This is a genomic window from Guptibacillus spartinae (assembly GCF_028610625.1).
GTDB classification, from domain to species: Bacteria; Bacillota; Bacilli; order Bacillales; family Guptibacillaceae; genus Guptibacillus; species Guptibacillus spartinae.
Genome location: NZ_JAQQWU010000012.1, coordinates 118,438 through 133,289, shown reverse-complemented (window position 1 = coordinate 133,289; position 14,852 = coordinate 118,438). Strand labels below are relative to the sequence as shown.

At 39.5% G+C, this 14,852-nt stretch carries 23 protein-coding genes; 13 read left to right on the top strand and 10 right to left on the bottom strand.

Annotated elements, in window-relative coordinates:
- Window positions 1–342, bottom strand: a 342-nt coding sequence (locus tag PQ511_RS18405) for an IS110 family transposase (protein WP_273853389.1), incomplete at its 3' end; no start/stop codon positions are given.
- Between the two features lie 588 nt (window positions 343–930).
- Between PQ511_RS18405 and PQ511_RS18395 the strand changes: the two genes are divergently transcribed.
- Window positions 931–1,773, top strand: coding sequence for a tyrosine-type recombinase/integrase (locus tag PQ511_RS18395; protein ID WP_273853388.1), 843 nt, complete (start codon window positions 931–933; stop codon window positions 1,771–1,773).
- 49 nt (window positions 1,774–1,822) lie between these two features.
- Here the strand turns inward: PQ511_RS18395 and PQ511_RS18390 are convergent, their stop codons facing one another.
- Both PQ511_RS18390 and PQ511_RS18385 read right to left on the bottom strand, forming a co-directional pair.
- Window positions 1,823–2,236, bottom strand: a complete 414-nt coding sequence (locus PQ511_RS18390) for a DUF3021 domain-containing protein (RefSeq protein WP_273853387.1) — start codon at window positions 2,234–2,236, stop codon at window positions 1,823–1,825.
- Window positions 2,237–2,692 carry a LytTR family DNA-binding domain-containing protein gene (locus tag PQ511_RS18385; RefSeq protein WP_273853386.1) on the bottom strand — a complete coding sequence of 152 codons (456 nt, stop codon included), beginning with the start codon at window positions 2,690–2,692 and terminating at the stop codon, window positions 2,237–2,239. It abuts the gene before it with no gap.
- Between the two features lie 213 nt (window positions 2,693–2,905).
- Between PQ511_RS18385 and PQ511_RS18380 the strand changes: the two genes are divergently transcribed.
- The 5 genes from PQ511_RS18380 to PQ511_RS18360 all read left to right on the top strand — a co-directional run bounded on the left by PQ511_RS18380 (window position 2,906) and on the right by PQ511_RS18360 (window position 4,701).
- Entirely contained in the window at window positions 2,906–3,094 is a 189-nt protein-coding gene (locus PQ511_RS18380; RefSeq protein WP_273853385.1) for a hypothetical protein, read from the top strand.
- 61 nt (window positions 3,095–3,155) lie between these two features.
- On the top strand, window positions 3,156–3,542 hold the full coding sequence (locus PQ511_RS18375) for a hypothetical protein (RefSeq protein ID WP_273853384.1): 387 nt from the start codon (window positions 3,156–3,158) through the stop codon (window positions 3,540–3,542).
- Window positions 3,543–3,590: 48 nt separating this feature from the next.
- Entirely contained in the window at window positions 3,591–3,752 is a 162-nt protein-coding gene (locus tag PQ511_RS18370; protein ID WP_273853383.1) for a hypothetical protein, read from the top strand.
- 36 nt (window positions 3,753–3,788) lie between these two features.
- Entirely contained in the window at window positions 3,789–4,097 is a 309-nt protein-coding gene (locus PQ511_RS18365) for a hypothetical protein (protein ID WP_273853382.1), read from the top strand.
- A 55-nt stretch (window positions 4,098–4,152) separates the two neighbouring features.
- Window positions 4,153–4,701, top strand: coding sequence for a GNAT family N-acetyltransferase (locus PQ511_RS18360; protein ID WP_273853381.1), 549 nt, complete (start codon window positions 4,153–4,155; stop codon window positions 4,699–4,701).
- Window positions 4,702–4,752: 51 nt separating this feature from the next.
- Here PQ511_RS18360 and PQ511_RS18355 read toward each other — a convergent pair whose 3' ends face one another.
- Window positions 4,753–4,908 (bottom strand): DUF4021 domain-containing protein, encoded by a 156-nt coding sequence (locus tag PQ511_RS18355; protein ID WP_273853380.1) that lies wholly within the window; start codon window positions 4,906–4,908, stop codon window positions 4,753–4,755.
- Between the two features lie 130 nt (window positions 4,909–5,038).
- Here PQ511_RS18355 and PQ511_RS18350 point away from each other — a divergent pair, with 130 nt between their 5' ends.
- Window positions 5,039–5,206 carry a Fe3+ hydroxamate ABC transporter substrate-binding protein gene (locus PQ511_RS18350; RefSeq protein ID WP_273853379.1) on the top strand — a complete coding sequence of 56 codons (168 nt, stop codon included), beginning with the start codon at window positions 5,039–5,041 and terminating at the stop codon, window positions 5,204–5,206.
- A 67-nt stretch (window positions 5,207–5,273) separates the two neighbouring features.
- On the opposite strand, the gene PQ511_RS18345 is transcribed toward PQ511_RS18350, so the two are convergent.
- The 4 genes from PQ511_RS18345 to PQ511_RS18330 all read right to left on the bottom strand — a co-directional run bounded on the left by PQ511_RS18345 (window position 5,274) and on the right by PQ511_RS18330 (window position 8,845).
- Window positions 5,274–6,398, bottom strand: a complete 1,125-nt coding sequence (locus PQ511_RS18345) for a hypothetical protein (protein ID WP_273853398.1) — start codon at window positions 6,396–6,398, stop codon at window positions 5,274–5,276.
- 267 nt (window positions 6,399–6,665) lie between these two features.
- Window positions 6,666–7,127, bottom strand: coding sequence for an NUDIX hydrolase (locus tag PQ511_RS18340; RefSeq protein WP_273853378.1), 462 nt, complete (start codon window positions 7,125–7,127; stop codon window positions 6,666–6,668).
- A gap of 27 nt (window positions 7,128–7,154) precedes the next feature.
- Window positions 7,155–7,961: an ABC transporter permease subunit gene (locus PQ511_RS18335; RefSeq protein WP_273853377.1), complete on the bottom strand. Its 807-nt coding sequence runs from the start codon at window positions 7,959–7,961 to the stop codon at window positions 7,155–7,157.
- Entirely contained in the window at window positions 7,958–8,845 is an 888-nt protein-coding gene (locus tag PQ511_RS18330) for an ABC transporter ATP-binding protein (RefSeq protein WP_273853376.1), read from the bottom strand. Before PQ511_RS18330 ends, PQ511_RS18335 begins: the two co-directional genes overlap by 4 nt.
- Window positions 8,846–8,992: 147 nt before the next feature.
- Here PQ511_RS18330 and PQ511_RS18325 point away from each other — a divergent pair, with 147 nt between their 5' ends.
- From PQ511_RS18325 to PQ511_RS18315, 3 genes are all read left to right on the top strand, one after another.
- Complete coding sequence (locus PQ511_RS18325; RefSeq protein ID WP_273853375.1) at window positions 8,993–9,607, top strand: TetR/AcrR family transcriptional regulator; 615 nt, start codon at window positions 8,993–8,995, stop codon at window positions 9,605–9,607.
- A gap of 113 nt (window positions 9,608–9,720) precedes the next feature.
- Window positions 9,721–9,840: an FbpB family small basic protein gene (locus PQ511_RS18320; RefSeq protein ID WP_370314259.1), complete on the top strand. Its 120-nt coding sequence runs from the start codon at window positions 9,721–9,723 to the stop codon at window positions 9,838–9,840.
- 99 nt (window positions 9,841–9,939) lie between these two features.
- Window positions 9,940–10,584, top strand: coding sequence for an MOSC domain-containing protein (locus tag PQ511_RS18315; protein WP_273853374.1), 645 nt, complete (start codon window positions 9,940–9,942; stop codon window positions 10,582–10,584).
- A gap of 151 nt (window positions 10,585–10,735) precedes the next feature.
- Here PQ511_RS18315 and PQ511_RS18310 read toward each other — a convergent pair whose 3' ends face one another.
- Complete coding sequence (locus PQ511_RS18310; RefSeq protein WP_273853373.1) at window positions 10,736–11,008, bottom strand: HU family DNA-binding protein; 273 nt, start codon at window positions 11,006–11,008, stop codon at window positions 10,736–10,738.
- A gap of 129 nt (window positions 11,009–11,137) precedes the next feature.
- Window positions 11,138–11,296, bottom strand: coding sequence for a Fur-regulated basic protein FbpA (locus PQ511_RS18305; protein WP_098444902.1), 159 nt, complete (start codon window positions 11,294–11,296; stop codon window positions 11,138–11,140).
- Window positions 11,297–11,440: 144 nt separating this feature from the next.
- Here PQ511_RS18305 and PQ511_RS18300 point away from each other — a divergent pair, with 144 nt between their 5' ends.
- The 3 genes from PQ511_RS18300 to PQ511_RS18290 all read left to right on the top strand — a co-directional run bounded on the left by PQ511_RS18300 (window position 11,441) and on the right by PQ511_RS18290 (window position 14,830).
- A complete protein-coding gene (locus tag PQ511_RS18300) occupies window positions 11,441–12,211 on the top strand; it encodes a GNAT family N-acetyltransferase (protein WP_273853372.1) in 771 nt (256 codons plus the stop codon).
- 138 nt (window positions 12,212–12,349) lie between these two features.
- Window positions 12,350–13,711 carry a PhoH family protein gene (locus tag PQ511_RS18295; protein ID WP_273853397.1) on the top strand — a complete coding sequence of 454 codons (1,362 nt, stop codon included), beginning with the start codon at window positions 12,350–12,352 and terminating at the stop codon, window positions 13,709–13,711.
- 114 nt (window positions 13,712–13,825) lie between these two features.
- On the top strand, window positions 13,826–14,830 hold the full coding sequence (locus PQ511_RS18290) for a S8 family peptidase (protein WP_273853371.1): 1,005 nt from the start codon (window positions 13,826–13,828) through the stop codon (window positions 14,828–14,830).
- Window positions 14,831–14,852 lie beyond the last annotated feature (22 nt).

Here is a 14,852-nt window from a genome sequence, read left to right as displayed (position 1 = left end):
TAGTCCATGCCGCAATAACTTGGCAATCCATTCTGCATCGCATACATCCGTTTTGCGACCAGGGACGTTTTTAATTCTTTGCGCATTAGCGAGAGTAATATCGAAATAATCTTCGAGAATATTATAAATCGGTTTCCAGTAGATCCCTGTGCTTTCCATTGCGATGTGGGTCACTTGTCGATCTTCCAACCACTTCAAAAGACGAAATAAATCTTTTGTCAACGTCGGAAAGGTCTCTGTCTCTTTCGTAACATTGCGTTGGTCGTCTTCTAGTAAAACACAGGCCACTATGGTTTCAGAATGGACATCTAAGCCAGCACACTGTTTATACAAAACTTCCATGTTCAAAGCCATCCTTTATGAGATAGATTCCGTAAACAGTGGAAGGAATTTGAACTTAAACATTTTTCTGTTCGTAGTCATCTCTCGTTAGAGAGAGCTAACAATGGGTTGTGCACCAAATTCCATCCAACAGTTTTTTGTACAGGGTCGAACCACCATTAAAGAGCACGTTGAAACTCACTGTTCACGGTATCTCCATTATGGAAGGAATGCTCTATTTTCATTCTTGGGTTGAGAGTGAAAGATCATGAAAGTTTTTTGATGAAAATATTAAACGATAGAGTGAAAAACAGACGGTTTAATTCGAAACGTTGGTTATAGAGGAGAAATAGACGTTACACCTACAAATGGAAAAATGATTGTAGGATTCCCTTATCATTTATCTACGCAATAAATTTGTAACAGTCAATGAACTTCAAAGTTGAAGTGATAAATAGTATATAAATATTGTTTACCTCAAAGATACCTTGAAATCAAGTACTCCATTATAGTGGCTCAAATTACGGAATAAATCTAGCATAAACGTTACTCGTCCTGGACATAATAGATTTAAGATTACTAGATTCAGCACCTGGGAGAGTGAAAAGAATGTTGTTATCACATGTTTGGGAAAAGTATCATTTAGATAAGCAAATTGAGGGATATTCTCCGTTAACGCTTAAGACTTACTATTTTCAGTACATTCAGCTCTTAGGCCACTTTGGCAATGTTGATATGGATGTGATTACGACAGATCATCTTAAAGGTTATTTAGTGAAAATGGGCAGTCATTTAAAGCCTTCTAGTTTAGGACATCGTGTTCGCTGTATTCGCTCGCTATTTAAATGGACTTATGATGAGGGGTTAATTCAGAAAAATCCAGCCGCTAAGTTGAAAGAACCTAAGCTCGGAAAGAGAATTCCAAAATTTTTAAATGAGATAGAAATCGAACACTTGAGAGAAGCCTGTCAGAATACGATGGAAAAAGCGTTGTTTGAATTCTTTTACTCTACTGGTTGTCGTATTGGTGAAGTTGTAAAGCTAAATCGTGAGGATGTTAACTTTCATTCAAATTCAGTCATTGTTCATGGAAAAGGGGATAAGGAAAGAGAAGTATATTTCAACACACGCTGTTCCATCTGGTTAAAACGCTATCTTGATGAGCGTAATGATCTTGAATCCTGCTTATTCATAACGGAGAGAAGACCGAAAAGAAGGATGAGTATTGATCTTGTGCGCTATATCATTAAACGAATTTCCAAGCGGGCAGAACTTGATAAAGTGATTCACCCTCATCAATTAAGACATAGTTACGCAACGCATATGATCAATAACGGAGCTCCTCTTGAAGTGATTCAGAGTTTGATGGGACATGAGAAGAGCGAAACAACAAAGTTATATGCTCAGCTTAGTGGAAAGCTTCGTCACGACTTCTATATAAAATACTTTTAGAAGCGCATTCTGGTTGAATGCGCTTCTGCTATTTATAATCAAGGAAAGGCTACTTGATTTGCTGAAGATCTTCATTTAATTTTTTAGACTCGTTCTTAAAGTACAAATAGAAAGCCGTCCACATGATGCTGTAGGATACAAGAGCGATAATGAGAAAGATCAGTATGTTCGTTACGCCAGGTTGGATCCACCCAATGCCATACGCCAAAATAAAATAGATAACTATTACAGTGAAAAAGTGTAATGCTGTTTGTTGAGGGAGTTTTAGAGAATGGATTTCAAAGTAAAGAGGTGTGACCGTAAACAACCATCCACAGAAAATCGCTCCTAACGAGTTTGTGACAAAAAGGTTTGAATCAAGCGTCGCTTGATCACCTAAGAAAATAACCCCATAGGTTAGTACTACAGCTAGAAACCCTCCGAAAAATAACCCTACCATACTTCTAAACAAAAATGTTTTCATTTACTTTGACCTCCTATTCATTTTTAGAACTTCTCGAATTTTGCTTACATAATGTCTTGAAGCATATTCTTTTTTACCAGATTGAAAGTGTACAGCGAGCGTGCCATTAAAGGATGGTTCGAAATGGCTGATTTCATGCAGATTAGCAAGGACGGACTTCGACAGCCGGATAAATGTATTCATTGGCAAGCTTTCTTCAAGCTCATACAATTTCTCTTTCACTTTAAAAGCGCCATGAGCTGTCGTCGCCATTACTTGATCTCCCTCTGAATGGAAAGAATGCACGTGATTTGGTCTTAAAATGTGCTGCTTTTCGCCTTGTTTACCGACAATGAATTGCATTTTTTCAGTATTGAGATAATCCATAATTTCTTTGATCGAATCATCCAGTTCTCGGCAATGAATGGTTACACTCGTTTCTTCATAATTTCGATCGACATCGAGTAAAATTTTCACATGTTCACATCCTTTGTTTTGCGGCTTTCTTAAGATTAGTATAGATCTGGAAAAGGAGGATGTCATTTGAATAAAGGTAAGACGTCATTTTGTTAGGGTGAGATGCCTTCCGTGGAGTTTTTGTTGCCGGTTAAATGAGCAAAGAAAAGATTGCCAGTAACATAGCATTTTGAAATAATTGGTGGTAGTTGAACGAATAGGCAGGTGTGAAAAATGGGTCACGTTGTAGCGGCTATTTATGTAACGCTAGGATTTCTTTTATTCTCGTTTACTTATTTTGATAATTTTTATTTAATGTGGTTTCAAGAATTGGGTATTGGCATTATTGTATTTGGAGCTGTTTTGCATCTTTATCTCTTTATTAAGTATGAAGATCGTAAGCAAGACAAAAATCAATCATAATAGTTTTAGAAACAGATGCAGGGAGAGTCGTTTTTACTGATATACGGAAGGGGGAAGACCGTTGAAAAGACCGATAGGCGTCACGCTCATTAGCTACTTCTATTTGTTTGGAGCGGTGGTTTTAGTCTTTACCGCTATTTTTTATGACGCAGCTAATACGATTGGAATTGCGGAACGATTTGGCTTACCAAATGCTCCAGAAAGGTTGATGAGGGGTCTCGTCGCTCTTACTTCACTAGTTTTGGTGTATGGATACATCAGGCTAACCATTTGGGGCTACTGGTTCATGATCGCTTATTCCGTAATCTTTGGGTGTATTAGTGCTTTACTCGTTTCCTACCCATCTCCGCAACCTTTCCTCGGAAATATGATTTTTTCAATAATCGTTTTGATGTACACCCTATACGTTAGAAAATCGTTTCGACAAACGTCAAAACAAGGAATATAAATTAAAACGGCTAAGACCATTAGAAAAAGAGAGAAGGCGGGTACAGGGATGATCTTGATTGTTTTTATCTTTATTTTATTCTGGTCTTTAACGAAAACCATCGAGAAAGTTGGATTGAAAATAACAGATCAGCTGCAGGTGCAAAATGACTTGCTAAGAAAAGTAGAAAGTAAACTAGAAGCAAAGAGTGATGAGGGTTCTGAACTTTAACGATGCGCAACGTGATAAGAAAAGAGGAGGGGTTACTTGAAAAGGCACTTCTTTTACGTTACCTTCATCCTTTTTACTGTACTACTTTTAGTCAGTTGTTCAAACGATATAAACGTCCCCACTGGAGAGGACCATACGACTGAGCAGGAAGGGCGATTGTCTCGAGATGATGCTGAAGTTCTCATCTATCATCAGTTAACAAGTGAGGAACAACAGATATACACCGTGGATTTCGTGAAAGAAGAGCAATCGTTCTACTACATTAGGGTGTATGACAGTCAACAAAACGTAAAAAAGACATTTACCGTAAATTCGCTGACCGAAGAAGTTGAGCAAATGAAATGAACTCATTATTTTATATTATTGAACGTACCCTGGTATAGGTCGTTGAGGAGGAGTTATGAAAGTTACTCAAAGAGAGTATAGGGTTGAAAGTTTATGTTACGTCATTCGCTCTGCCGCGGTAGAAGATACCTATCAGCTTTCTAACGTGAGAAGGCAGATTGATGGGGAAACGGAATTTTTAGATCGAGAAAAAGGAGAAGCGGTTTTAGATGATGCTATGTTTAAGCAAATCATTCTTCAAGATACAGAATCCCCAACGAACCTCTTTTTAGTAGCAGAAGTAAATAATAAGATCGTTGGCTACGCGAGATGCGAAGGAAATCAGTTGAAGAGGTTTTTGCACAAAGTAACCTTCGGAGTTGGTGTCTTAAGAGACTATTGGGGCTATGGAATTGGTAGCAGCTTATTAAAGAGTAGCATCATTTGGGCCGATCGTAACAATGTAAAGAAAATCGCGTTATTTGTATCAGAAACGAATACAAAAGCGATTAGCCTTTATCAAAATCATGGATTTGAGGTAGAAGGGATTTTGAAAAAAGATAAACGCTTGTCTAAAGACCAATATGTCAATACGATCGTAATGGGACGAGTGCAAACTGAATAACGTCTTTTCCATAAAACGAAGGCCACCTTATCACTGACAAGGTGGCTCTTCCTATTTCTTCTGTTTTTTGTTTGCTCGATCTTCTTCCTCAGTCTCTAGCATGCCGTAATCGCCATTCATTGCCTGTTCATCTAGATCTGCACCAAATTCATTTGTGAATTTGTTCTTTTGACTGATTTCATCATTCTTTTGTGATTTTTTGTCCATGATCATCACCTCCATTCATTAGGTTGGCTAATCATGGAAAAAGTATACAGGTATTAAGAAAAGTGGGTTATGAAACTTTTCTTAAGCATGGGACGTATGAAAGAGACCATTATTCAAGGAGGATTTGGAGATGTTTGGAGAAAAGCCGACTTGCAGCACGTGTCATAAGGAAATCAAGGGGAATGATGTGGTTTATGTTAAAATGCGCTATCCTTCTTATAAAGGTATGACGGAAATCAAAGCCTATCTAAATAACGAAGGAACGTTCATCTGTGAGAGTTGTTTTAAAAATAATTAAGTCTGCTTCATTAAAAAAGCGCCTCCAGCCCTTAAGAAGAGGGGGAGGCGTTTTTGGGTGATAGACCTTATTGGTAATTAATAATCGCGGGATTCGGATCAAGCTGAAGGACTTCAGCAGGTGTCAGAACCGGTTGATCTTTATTGTAGAAAATTTTAAACCCACCATACTGAACGGGCTCATTTCGAACAAATTTACGGTATAGCGACATTTTCGTTCCATAGTCCCCATAGCCATCAAAGTTTAGGGCGACCTCTACATTATCAGTTGGTTTAATGACTTGCTTATTTGTTACAGCTTTATCCGTAAACTGGTGAACGAGTACAATTTTATCGGGCAAGTCATTTTCTTCTACAAAATTTGAAACATAGTCAACAACTTCTTGTACTTCGCTGCCATCTACACTACCAAGGTCGATACCAGGTGTTTGGCCTTCTTTGACGTGGAACTCAGTATCAATTGCGACATGCACGTAAGGGAGCTTCAACCATTTTTCCAAAAGCTTTACTTGATGAAGAGCTGTATCGCGACCCAGCTGAACATCGAGCATGAGAATGGCATTATGTTTTTTGGCAAGTTCTGCGTATTCATCGATGTCCTCTTCAGAAGTCATGTGATAGTATTTCCCGTTTGGGCCTGGATCACGCTGAGCAATTGTTGTAATTAGCTCAATCGTAGGGATGGCTGGACGGTCTGGATCCGCATCAGAATAAGCCTGCGTTTGTTCTTTTAATTTGGTCATTAGCGCTTCAGGTTCCATCTCGCCCAAAATTCCCATTTGTGTTGAGTTTGGTTGACCGTAATAAGCAACAAGGCGGTAATCTTTTAGAATTCCGTCCGTTTCATCAGTTGTGCCTTCCATTAGCGTTTCACCGACAGGGGTCTTTCTTGTGCGATCTTCCCCGTGCGCTTCTACAACAGGCATTTTCGCTAATTCTTCTTTTGTCATGGTTTCTTTAAGTGGTTTCGCATCTTCGGATGGAGCAAGTGGTTCAAATGGTTGAGCCACTTCTTCTTTTTCATCCTTTTCCTCTACTTTTTTTTCACTTTTTTTACTTTCATCTTCTTTCGCTGCTTGCTGATCTGTTTTTTCGTCAGTTTGCTCGTCGGTTGATGCCGAGTTCGAACATGCGGTAACCAAAGCAACTAAAGCAACGAGAAGAAAAAGGAATAGTTTCCTCAAGATCTTCACATCCTTATGTAAGTTAATGAGATTCATAGATTTGTCAAAACGCCTCTCTCATTCTAACATAGGAAATGGAATACAGTATGAAATGAGTTGAAGAAAAGGGGAAATGAGGTAATCAGTACTAGTTTAGTTGTAAAAAAGCTGCTGCAATTGAAAACAACGAGATCCTCACTACCAGCACCCTGTATTAAGAGGAGAAGCGGAGAGGGTAAGCATGATTTCGAACGGTGTAAGGAAATGAAAAAGAAGCAATGGAAACGTCCCATTGCTTCAAGGTAACTCGTTTTTGGTATCGAAGTAATCCATAATCATTCTTCTATGGCTACCAACCATCTGATCAGGCAGATTCGTAGGAGAGAAGGTTTCAAATGCTAGACTTTCCTTTGATAGGGTGAGGTCTCCATCGTAGTCATTCGTAACATAAGCGGTTGTAACGGAATAAAATTCATCTCCGTTATCCGCTTTCGTGAAAAACTCCTCGCCAGAATAAAGCTTAAAAAGAGTGAGGTTTCGAATCGTTAAACCAGTTTCTTCAAAAGCCTCCCGTATCGCAGTTTCTTCAGTTGATTCCCCTGGATCCATTAACCCCCCAGGCAATCCCCATCGCTTCTTTCGTTCGTTCCGCTGTTGAAGAAGAATTTCTTCTTTTTCGTTTAGAATGAGTGCGACAGCCCCAACTAAAATAAGCGGTCTCTGCCCCACGAGCTCGCGCAGTTCTTTCACGTAATTCATATCGATCACTCCTTATCTTCTTTCCTATTATAATGGAAGATCTCTTTTCGAGAAGACAAGAATGGCAACTGCGTAGAGGGCCGTACCTAGTAAGAAAAGGAACGTGATCATAGGCCAAACGTCGACAGAGCCTCTTGCAATCTCAACGGGTCGAAAGGTTGAAAAGAGAGAGAGGTGAACCATCCAATCGAATTTATCACTCATTTTTCCGATTAAGTCCATCCCATAGAAGACAATTGTCAGTAATCCGGAAATTCCTAGTGCCTGTCTCTCGTCATTTAACAAGGAAGAGAAGAGAAAAGAGTAGCCTGATATGACATAGAATAATAGAATTCCGACAAGGTTCACATTCAAAAACGTCATGGCTTCAAACGGCTTATCCTCAATTAATACTTCTGTGCCAATCACTCCAGCAAGTGCAGTTGTGATTCCAATAATCAAAAGCCCGGTGATCAGGACAATGGCTTGAGTGAGAGCAATTTTCTTTCGGGAGTTCGGCGTAGCGAGAATATAAGCCATCGAACCACGATCAATGTGACGGGCCATTAACTGAGATGCTGTCATTAAACAAAAAATCGATAAAATGACAACATACAGTAACCCATAATATTCACCAGCAATAAAGTCACTCACATGCTGAAATCCACCTTCCATCCCAAAGGCAGCCAGGAAGCTTTCTGGCATAGATTCCATTAAATCATTTAGTCCAGGCGCATCTGCGATCGATGGATAAATGCCGATGATTAAAAGAAGATAAAGAGCAGAACCAATCGCATAGCTAGAAATCGATTTCGCATGAACCTTTAACATTTTTGCATACAACGTCATGTTCATGATGGATCCGCCTCTCTGTTATAGTAATTCAGAAATACTTCTTCAAGGTTCTGTTCATGAATATCCATGTTACGAACCTGAAAATCTCCTAACGCACGAATAAATTGATTGTAGTCTCCTTGAACGGCAATTTCTGCCCGGTTATCAGTGACGGACACAACGTCCAGTGAACTCTGCTTTATGCGTATAGCTTCTTCCTCACTCGCAAACGTTACATCAAAAAGGCGGCGTTGCTTTTGTTGGAGATCATGGATATTTTCAACAACAACAATTTTGCCGTCTTTAATAATGGCGGCTCGATCACATGTGCGTTCAATTTCTGAGAAGCTATGAGAAGACATTAAAAACGTTGTGCCCTTTTCTTTTTGTTCCATCACAATTTCAATAAAGATTCGCTGCATGAGTGGGTCAAGACCGGACGTGGGTTCATCGAGTATGATGACTTCTGGTTCATGCATAAAAGCAGCGACGATACCGACTTTTTGTTTCATTCCTTTTGACATTTTACGAATAGGGGTTTTGACATCGAACTGTAGACGATGGATAAGCTCGTCGCGATAGGCAGTTTGTTTCATTCCTCTCATTCCACCAACAAGGTTAAGAAAAGCCATCCCGTCCATACCATCGAGAAAAGAGATTTCACCAGGTAAGTAACCAATCTTTTCTTGAATCTTAGCAGCATCTTTCCATGTATCCATCCCGTCAATTGCTGCTGAGCCTTTAGACGGTTTCATAAACCCCATTAAGTGACGAATCGTAGTCGATTTACCGGCCCCGTTTGGTCCCAGAAATCCAAATACTTCTCCTTTTGAAATAGAGAACGTAACGTCAAAAATCCCTTTTCCATTTGAAAATTGTTTGGTTAAGCCGTTTAATTCAATCATTGAGGTTCCCCCTCAGTTAAATTTTGAACTATTATTTAATATATATTTCACTTTTATCATAAATGACTCCAACAAATTAATCAATATTTACTGAACTCAAATTTAATAAATAGTTCATTAAGTGCTATACTAAGAGTGGTGATGAAAATGAATGGATTTGAATTGCGCAAACAACAGAAGCGTAAAAATATTATGGATGCTGCTTTTGCGCTATTTAATAAAGAAGGCATTAAAAAGGTGAAAATCAGTGATATTGCGAAGCATGCAGATGTTTCTCAAGTGACGATTTACAATCATTTTACTAGTAAAGAAGAGCTTGTTCGAGCGGTGTTGAAGGATTACATGCATCAGCAGTTTGGGGTATTTAAGGAATTAATGCAGCAAGAGCGATCGTTCGCTGAACTGATTGAGTTCATCGTTTTTGAGAAACATAAAGCCGTCAAAAGCCTCGATCCATCGTTACTTCAAGAAATGCTAACGGCGGATGAAGAGTTGAAAGAGTATGTCGACCATTTCTACCGCACGCAAACTCTACCACTGTTCGTTCAGATTCTTGAAAAGGCGCGTGAGCGAGGAGAAATTAATGCTTCACTTTCAATGGAAGCCATTATGTTTTACCTTAATGCCCTAAAAACAGAGGTTCAGCGAGTTCCGGCTAAAACCTGGTCAGAGCGAAGAGGTTTTCTAGATGATGTTCTTCAACTCTTTTTTTATGGTTTAAGCGGTGGTCCAGTATCCAGTAGGAATGAATCTGAATCATGATTCATAAACTGAAATGTGTGTAAATTTTCACAAAATTTTAATAGTTTGTTAACTTATCTAACGTACTCCTGTTGTATAATGAACTCATACAGAGGGAAAGTTGGTGAATTTTGTTGAAAAAGCTGAAAAAATTAACTTTTAAACAGCTCGTTGATCAAAATAAAGCAGAACTTCTTAAAAATGAAAAAGAACTTGCTGAAATAGAAAAACGAATTGATAATCGACACGTATAAATGAATGGAAACAGCCGGAAAGCGGCTGTTTTTTGCGTTTCATTGGATTTCTCTTGAAAACGAATTCTTATGCTAAACTGATGAGAGGAGGGGATTACTGTGGCGAAATTAATCAGCGTAAATGTTGGTAAACCCGTTGAAACGACATACAAAGGAAAACCAATTTCAACAGCGATCTACAAACAACCTGTTCGTGAATCGGTTTACGTCTCACAAGTTCAAGTTGAAGGTGATGGTCAGGCGGATCTTGTTCATCACGGGGGATCTGAGAAAGCGATTTGTGTTTACCCCATCGAACATTATGAGTACTGGGAAAAGAACCTTGGACGTGAATTGAAGGTAGGCGCATTCGGTGAGAATTTCACAGTATCCGGTCTAGATGAAAAAGAAGCGCGGATTGGAGATGTTTATCAAATCGGTGGCATAAAAGCTCAGGTTAGTTTACCGAGACAGCCTTGTTTTAAGCTTGCCAAGAAGTTTGAAGTTGAGAACATGCACTTGTTCGTGATGGAAAATGGATATAGCGGGTATTATCTCCGCGTATTAGAAGAAGGTCACGTCACTGTGCAGGATGACATTATTCTTGAACATCGTCCTGACCATGATGTGACAGTTGCATTGATTAACCGAGTGACGTATAAGGATCGAAGCGATCGTGAAGGACTTGAGAAAGCGCTACTTGCGAAAGAGCTTAATGAGAGCTGGTATAATAAATTAAGCAAACAGCTAAGCGCGCTCAATTAGCGCGCTTTTATTTCTTAGCCATACGATAGTAAAAAACAATGAGCATAATGATCGTAATAAATGTAACGGTATATTTGACTATTTGCATAAGATCCATCGATTTCTCCTCATTTAAAAAGCTGGAACCAAAATGGATCCAGCTCTGATAATGTTAAACAACCTTTTCTTTCAATGCTTTCCCAGGTTTAAAAGCAGGCGTCTTGGATGCTTGAATGTGAATCTCTTCACCAGTCTGAGGATTGCGGCCTTTACGAGCCGAGCGTTCTCTTACTTCAAAGTTACCAAATCCAACAAGCTGAACCTTTTCTCCTTTAGCAAGTGCTTCAGCGATCGTATCCATTAATGTGTCTACCACTCTTGAAGTATCTTTCTTTGACATCTCTGCCCGTTCTGCAACAGTAGTAAGAAGTTCTGCTTTATTCATCGTGTTTCATCCTTTCTTATTTTGCTAGTTTTTCAAGCTATGTCCCCATTTTTACCAGTCTATAGCTGTTTTATACGTATATAAAAATAAAAAAGAGATTCTATTCGAATCTCACGTTGATCTAAGATATTAATAGTTGGATAGTTGTTTGTACTCTTTTTCAAGATCCGTTAGCGTACAGTGATACAGATGGTGATCAGCGGTGGAATAGGCTCCTGCCTCAATAAGCTTTGAAATGTAATAATTTCTACGCTGTTCTAATGCTTTTCTTAGCTGATTGGTTTCCATCAGCACACCCTCCTTAAAAATTGTTATTCCCAGTATGTCCTGGTGCTATGCGTTTTAATCTCCATTAGATGTGACAAATTGGTCATATAAGCTGGCGTTCCAGCATTAACCACACCATAAGGGGAAGAAATGAGATGAGACACAATGAATAATGAGCAAATCATTCATTCAATTGAAGCAATTCAATGGGATTATGAAGAAGCTTTTGTACCTGAATCTATTCACTATATTCATAATCATGACCTCGTGATGATCAAAAATGAAAAATCAACGAGTGTCTATGCAAATAAGGTCGTTCGATTTCGTCGAAGAGTGGCTGATGTAAAGGATGTCCTCGCATACTTTAAAGGAAGTCCATTTGCGTGGTGGGTGCGATCAAGGTCGGATTCTAGTGAATTAGAAGAGCACCTTATGACATTAGACTTTCAGCATGAGGAGACATACGTTGGTTTAGCGAAGGTACTAACAGAAGAAGAAACGCCTTCAACCAATTTTACTTATCGCGAGGTGACGACGGAAGAAGACGTCGAGGCGCATGTGCAAGTCGCTGCGGCAATCTGGGGATATGACACGAAAGCGAAGCAAGCGGCTATTCATGAGCGCGCATCTTATCTTCAATTCCTTGATCGAAGAGGCGGATACACGCTTGCTCTCGAGAACAATAAGCCCGTAGGCTATTCAAATTATCGCTATAGTAAGGATGGAAAAGTACTCTACTTAAGCGGAGCAGCTGTGCTACCTGAATATAGAGGCAAAGGAATCTACCGAAGTATGTTATCATCCCGTTTAATAGAAGCGAGAAAAAGAGGATGTGAGTTAGCGGTAACACAGGCAAGACTTGGGACGTCTGAACCGATTCTCCGGAAGTCTGGTTTTCATGAATATGCAGCTTATAAGCAATATGTGAGAATATAGCTAACAATAAATTATGAAGAAACTGTAAATCAGATTGTATTTATGTAAAAGGGTAGGATCAGAGAAAAGAAATAGGGAATAGCTCAAAGTGAAGGGACTTTCCTTCGCCTTCTTAAACTTTCGTTAAAAGGAGCTGTTCTGTTGTTGAAAACCTTTGTTCTAGACACCAATATTCTTTTGCATGATGCCTATTCACTCTTTCAGTTTGGAGACAACCATGTTGTCGTTCCAGCGATCGTCATTGAAGAAATCGATTCTAAGAAGCGATTAATGAATGAGGTAGGTCGAAATGCGCGAGAATTTAGCAGAATGTACAAGAAACTGCGAGACAAAAACAAAGGAAAACTTGATCAACCGATTCCGCTTGAATCAGGAGGAACATTTCGAATTGAGTTAAACCATCGCTCTTTTGATAAACTACGAAATGAGTTTAGTGAAGATTCAAATGATAATCGTATCATTGCAGTAGCCATTAATTTAAGTGCCGATTCAATAGGCGAAGTCATCCTTGTTTCAAATGATACGTTAATGATTGCAAAAGCAGATGCGCTAAAGAAATCACTCGATTTACCAGCATTTTTTCCAGAACTATATGAGAATGATCGGCTCATTGAACACGTTGAACGTCTTCATCGTGGCTATCATGAAATACTTGTGCCTCCGGAAGTTATTGACGCTCTCTATCAGAGCGGTGAACTTTCGATGGACATCGTGCGAGAGTACACGACCGAAGAAGTATATGTGCAAGATTTTGTACTTCTAAAAGATGTCTTTGGAAGTAGTCATTCGGGGATCGGTAGAGTCTTCATTTGCAATCAGAAATTGGTTGTTCAGGGATTAAATCGAGAGAGTGAACATATATGGGGAATACTTCCGAAAAATGTCCAACAGCGCATGCTGATGGAGCTTCTTATGGATAAAAGCGTCTCCCTCGTCTGTGCCACTGGAAAAGCGGGAACGGGTAAAACCTTGCTTGCTCTTGCGGCAGGCCTTAGCCAGACAGAAGATGAGCAGCATTATCAAAAGCTCCTTGTCTCGAAACCTGTTGTACCGGTAGGAAATGATATCGGCTTTTTACCAGGTGAAAAAGAAGAAAAACTGAGACCATGGATTCAACCGATATATGACAATTTGGAATTTTTATTTGACGCGAATAACGAAGAGGAATTGAATAACATTTTATCGGGCTTAAGAACATTAAAAGTTGAGGCTTTAACATACATAAGAGGGAGAAGTATCCCAAATCAATTTGTGATTATTGATGAAGTTCAAAATTTATCCCCTCATGAAGTGAAAACAATTCTAACTAGGGTTGGAGAAGGAACAAAAATCATTCTAATTGGTGATCCTGAGCAAATTGATCATCCTTACCTTGATGCAGTGAACAATGGTCTAACTTATGCAGTTGAACGATTAAAGCAAGAAAATGAAGTTGGAATTGTTCACTTAACAAGCACAGAAAGAAGTAAGCTTGCTGAAATAGCTGCCCGTCTTCTCTAAATAGTAAAAAAGAACGACATTTAGAAAAAATAATATGGGAAATTAGACCATATGGAACTAGACAACTCATGCCTTTTTATCAGATAATTCAGTAAAAAAGAGGGGGCGTTACCTATGAGTGAAGTTAGACTAATACCATTCAAAGTAAATGATGTCGTTCAAGAAGCGGGCATTCTACCTGACGGAGTAGAAATGATTCAAGCTCCAGCCATTTGGGATGAAGCTGAAAAAGGAAAGGGACGGATCATTGCGGTTGTCGACACCGGATGTCAGATGGATCACCCAGATCTTCAATCTCGCATTATCGGCGGTAAGAATTTCACGAAAGATTTCGGTGGAGATGCGGACCGTTACGATGATAATAATGGTCATGGCACGCACGTAGCTGGAACGATTGCCGCAACGAACGGAGAAAAAGGTGTGCAGGGTGTTGCGCCAGAATCAAAATTACTAATCGTAAAAGTACTCGATGAGTCAGGGAGCGGATCTTATCAATCGATTATTAATGGCATTCGTTATGCCATTGATTGGAAGGGACCGGGTGGAGAACGTGTTAATGTGATTTCAATGTCTCTTGGCGGACCATCCAATGTTCCTGAACTTTACGAAGTCATTAAAGACGCAGTGAATCAAAATATTTCGGTTGTGTGCGCCGCTGGAAATGAAGGGGATGGCAGGGAGGATACGTCTGAATACGCTTATCCAGGAGCTTATAATGAGGTCATTGAAGTAGGGGCAGCCTCTTTTCAGCGTATGCTTGCGCCATTTTCGAATACCAATAATGAGATTGATTTAGTTGCACCAGGTGTAGATATTCTGTCGACTTATCCGGGTGGAAAATATGCTGTTCTTTCTGGCACGTCCATGGCGGCACCCCACGTATCTGGAGCCATTGCCCTTCTAAAGAATGTAGCAGAAAACGAATTTAAGCGAACGCTCAGTGAAGCAGAAATTTATTCACAGCTTATTAAGAGGACCGTGCCCATTGGATGTTCAAAGCAAGCAGAAGGGAATGGGCTACTCGCTCTTGATTTAGTCAATCAACTTGAATCGCTCTTTAATGTTTATACGACTACATGGAGTCAAACGGAAGTGAAAGCTGAAAAGGCGATTAAATAAGAGCGCCTTAATGATAAAAAAA

Coding starts and splice junctions, on each gene's coding strand:
- PQ511_RS18380 (WP_273853385.1), top strand. CDS start 2,906: ATGGGTCACGTTGTAGCGGCTATTTATGTAACGCTAGGATTTCTTTTA.
- PQ511_RS18300 (WP_273853372.1), top strand. CDS start 11,441: ATGAATAATGAGCAAATCATTCATTCAATTGAAGCAATTCAATGGGAT.
- PQ511_RS18305 (WP_098444902.1), bottom strand. CDS start 11,296: ATGGAAACCAATCAGCTAAGAAAAGCATTAGAACAGCGTAGAAATTAT.
- PQ511_RS18370 (WP_273853383.1), top strand. CDS start 3,591: ATGATCTTGATTGTTTTTATCTTTATTTTATTCTGGTCTTTAACGAAA.
- PQ511_RS18360 (WP_273853381.1), top strand. CDS start 4,153: ATGAAAGTTACTCAAAGAGAGTATAGGGTTGAAAGTTTATGTTACGTC.
- PQ511_RS18355 (WP_273853380.1), bottom strand. CDS start 4,908: ATGGACAAAAAATCACAAAAGAATGATGAAATCAGTCAAAAGAACAAA.
- PQ511_RS18395 (WP_273853388.1), top strand. CDS start 931: ATGTTGTTATCACATGTTTGGGAAAAGTATCATTTAGATAAGCAAATT.
- PQ511_RS18350 (WP_273853379.1), top strand. CDS start 5,039: ATGTTTGGAGAAAAGCCGACTTGCAGCACGTGTCATAAGGAAATCAAG.
- PQ511_RS18330 (WP_273853376.1), bottom strand. CDS start 8,845: ATGATTGAATTAAACGGCTTAACCAAACAATTTTCAAATGGAAAAGGG.
- PQ511_RS18335 (WP_273853377.1), bottom strand. CDS start 7,961: ATGAACATGACGTTGTATGCAAAAATGTTAAAGGTTCATGCGAAATCG.
- PQ511_RS18325 (WP_273853375.1), top strand. CDS start 8,993: ATGAATGGATTTGAATTGCGCAAACAACAGAAGCGTAAAAATATTATG.
- PQ511_RS18290 (WP_273853371.1), top strand. CDS start 13,826: ATGAGTGAAGTTAGACTAATACCATTCAAAGTAAATGATGTCGTTCAA.
- PQ511_RS18340 (WP_273853378.1), bottom strand. CDS start 7,127: ATGAATTACGTGAAAGAACTGCGCGAGCTCGTGGGGCAGAGACCGCTT.
- PQ511_RS18310 (WP_273853373.1), bottom strand. CDS start 11,008: ATGAATAAAGCAGAACTTCTTACTACTGTTGCAGAACGGGCAGAGATG.
- PQ511_RS18390 (WP_273853387.1), bottom strand. CDS start 2,236: ATGAAAACATTTTTGTTTAGAAGTATGGTAGGGTTATTTTTCGGAGGG.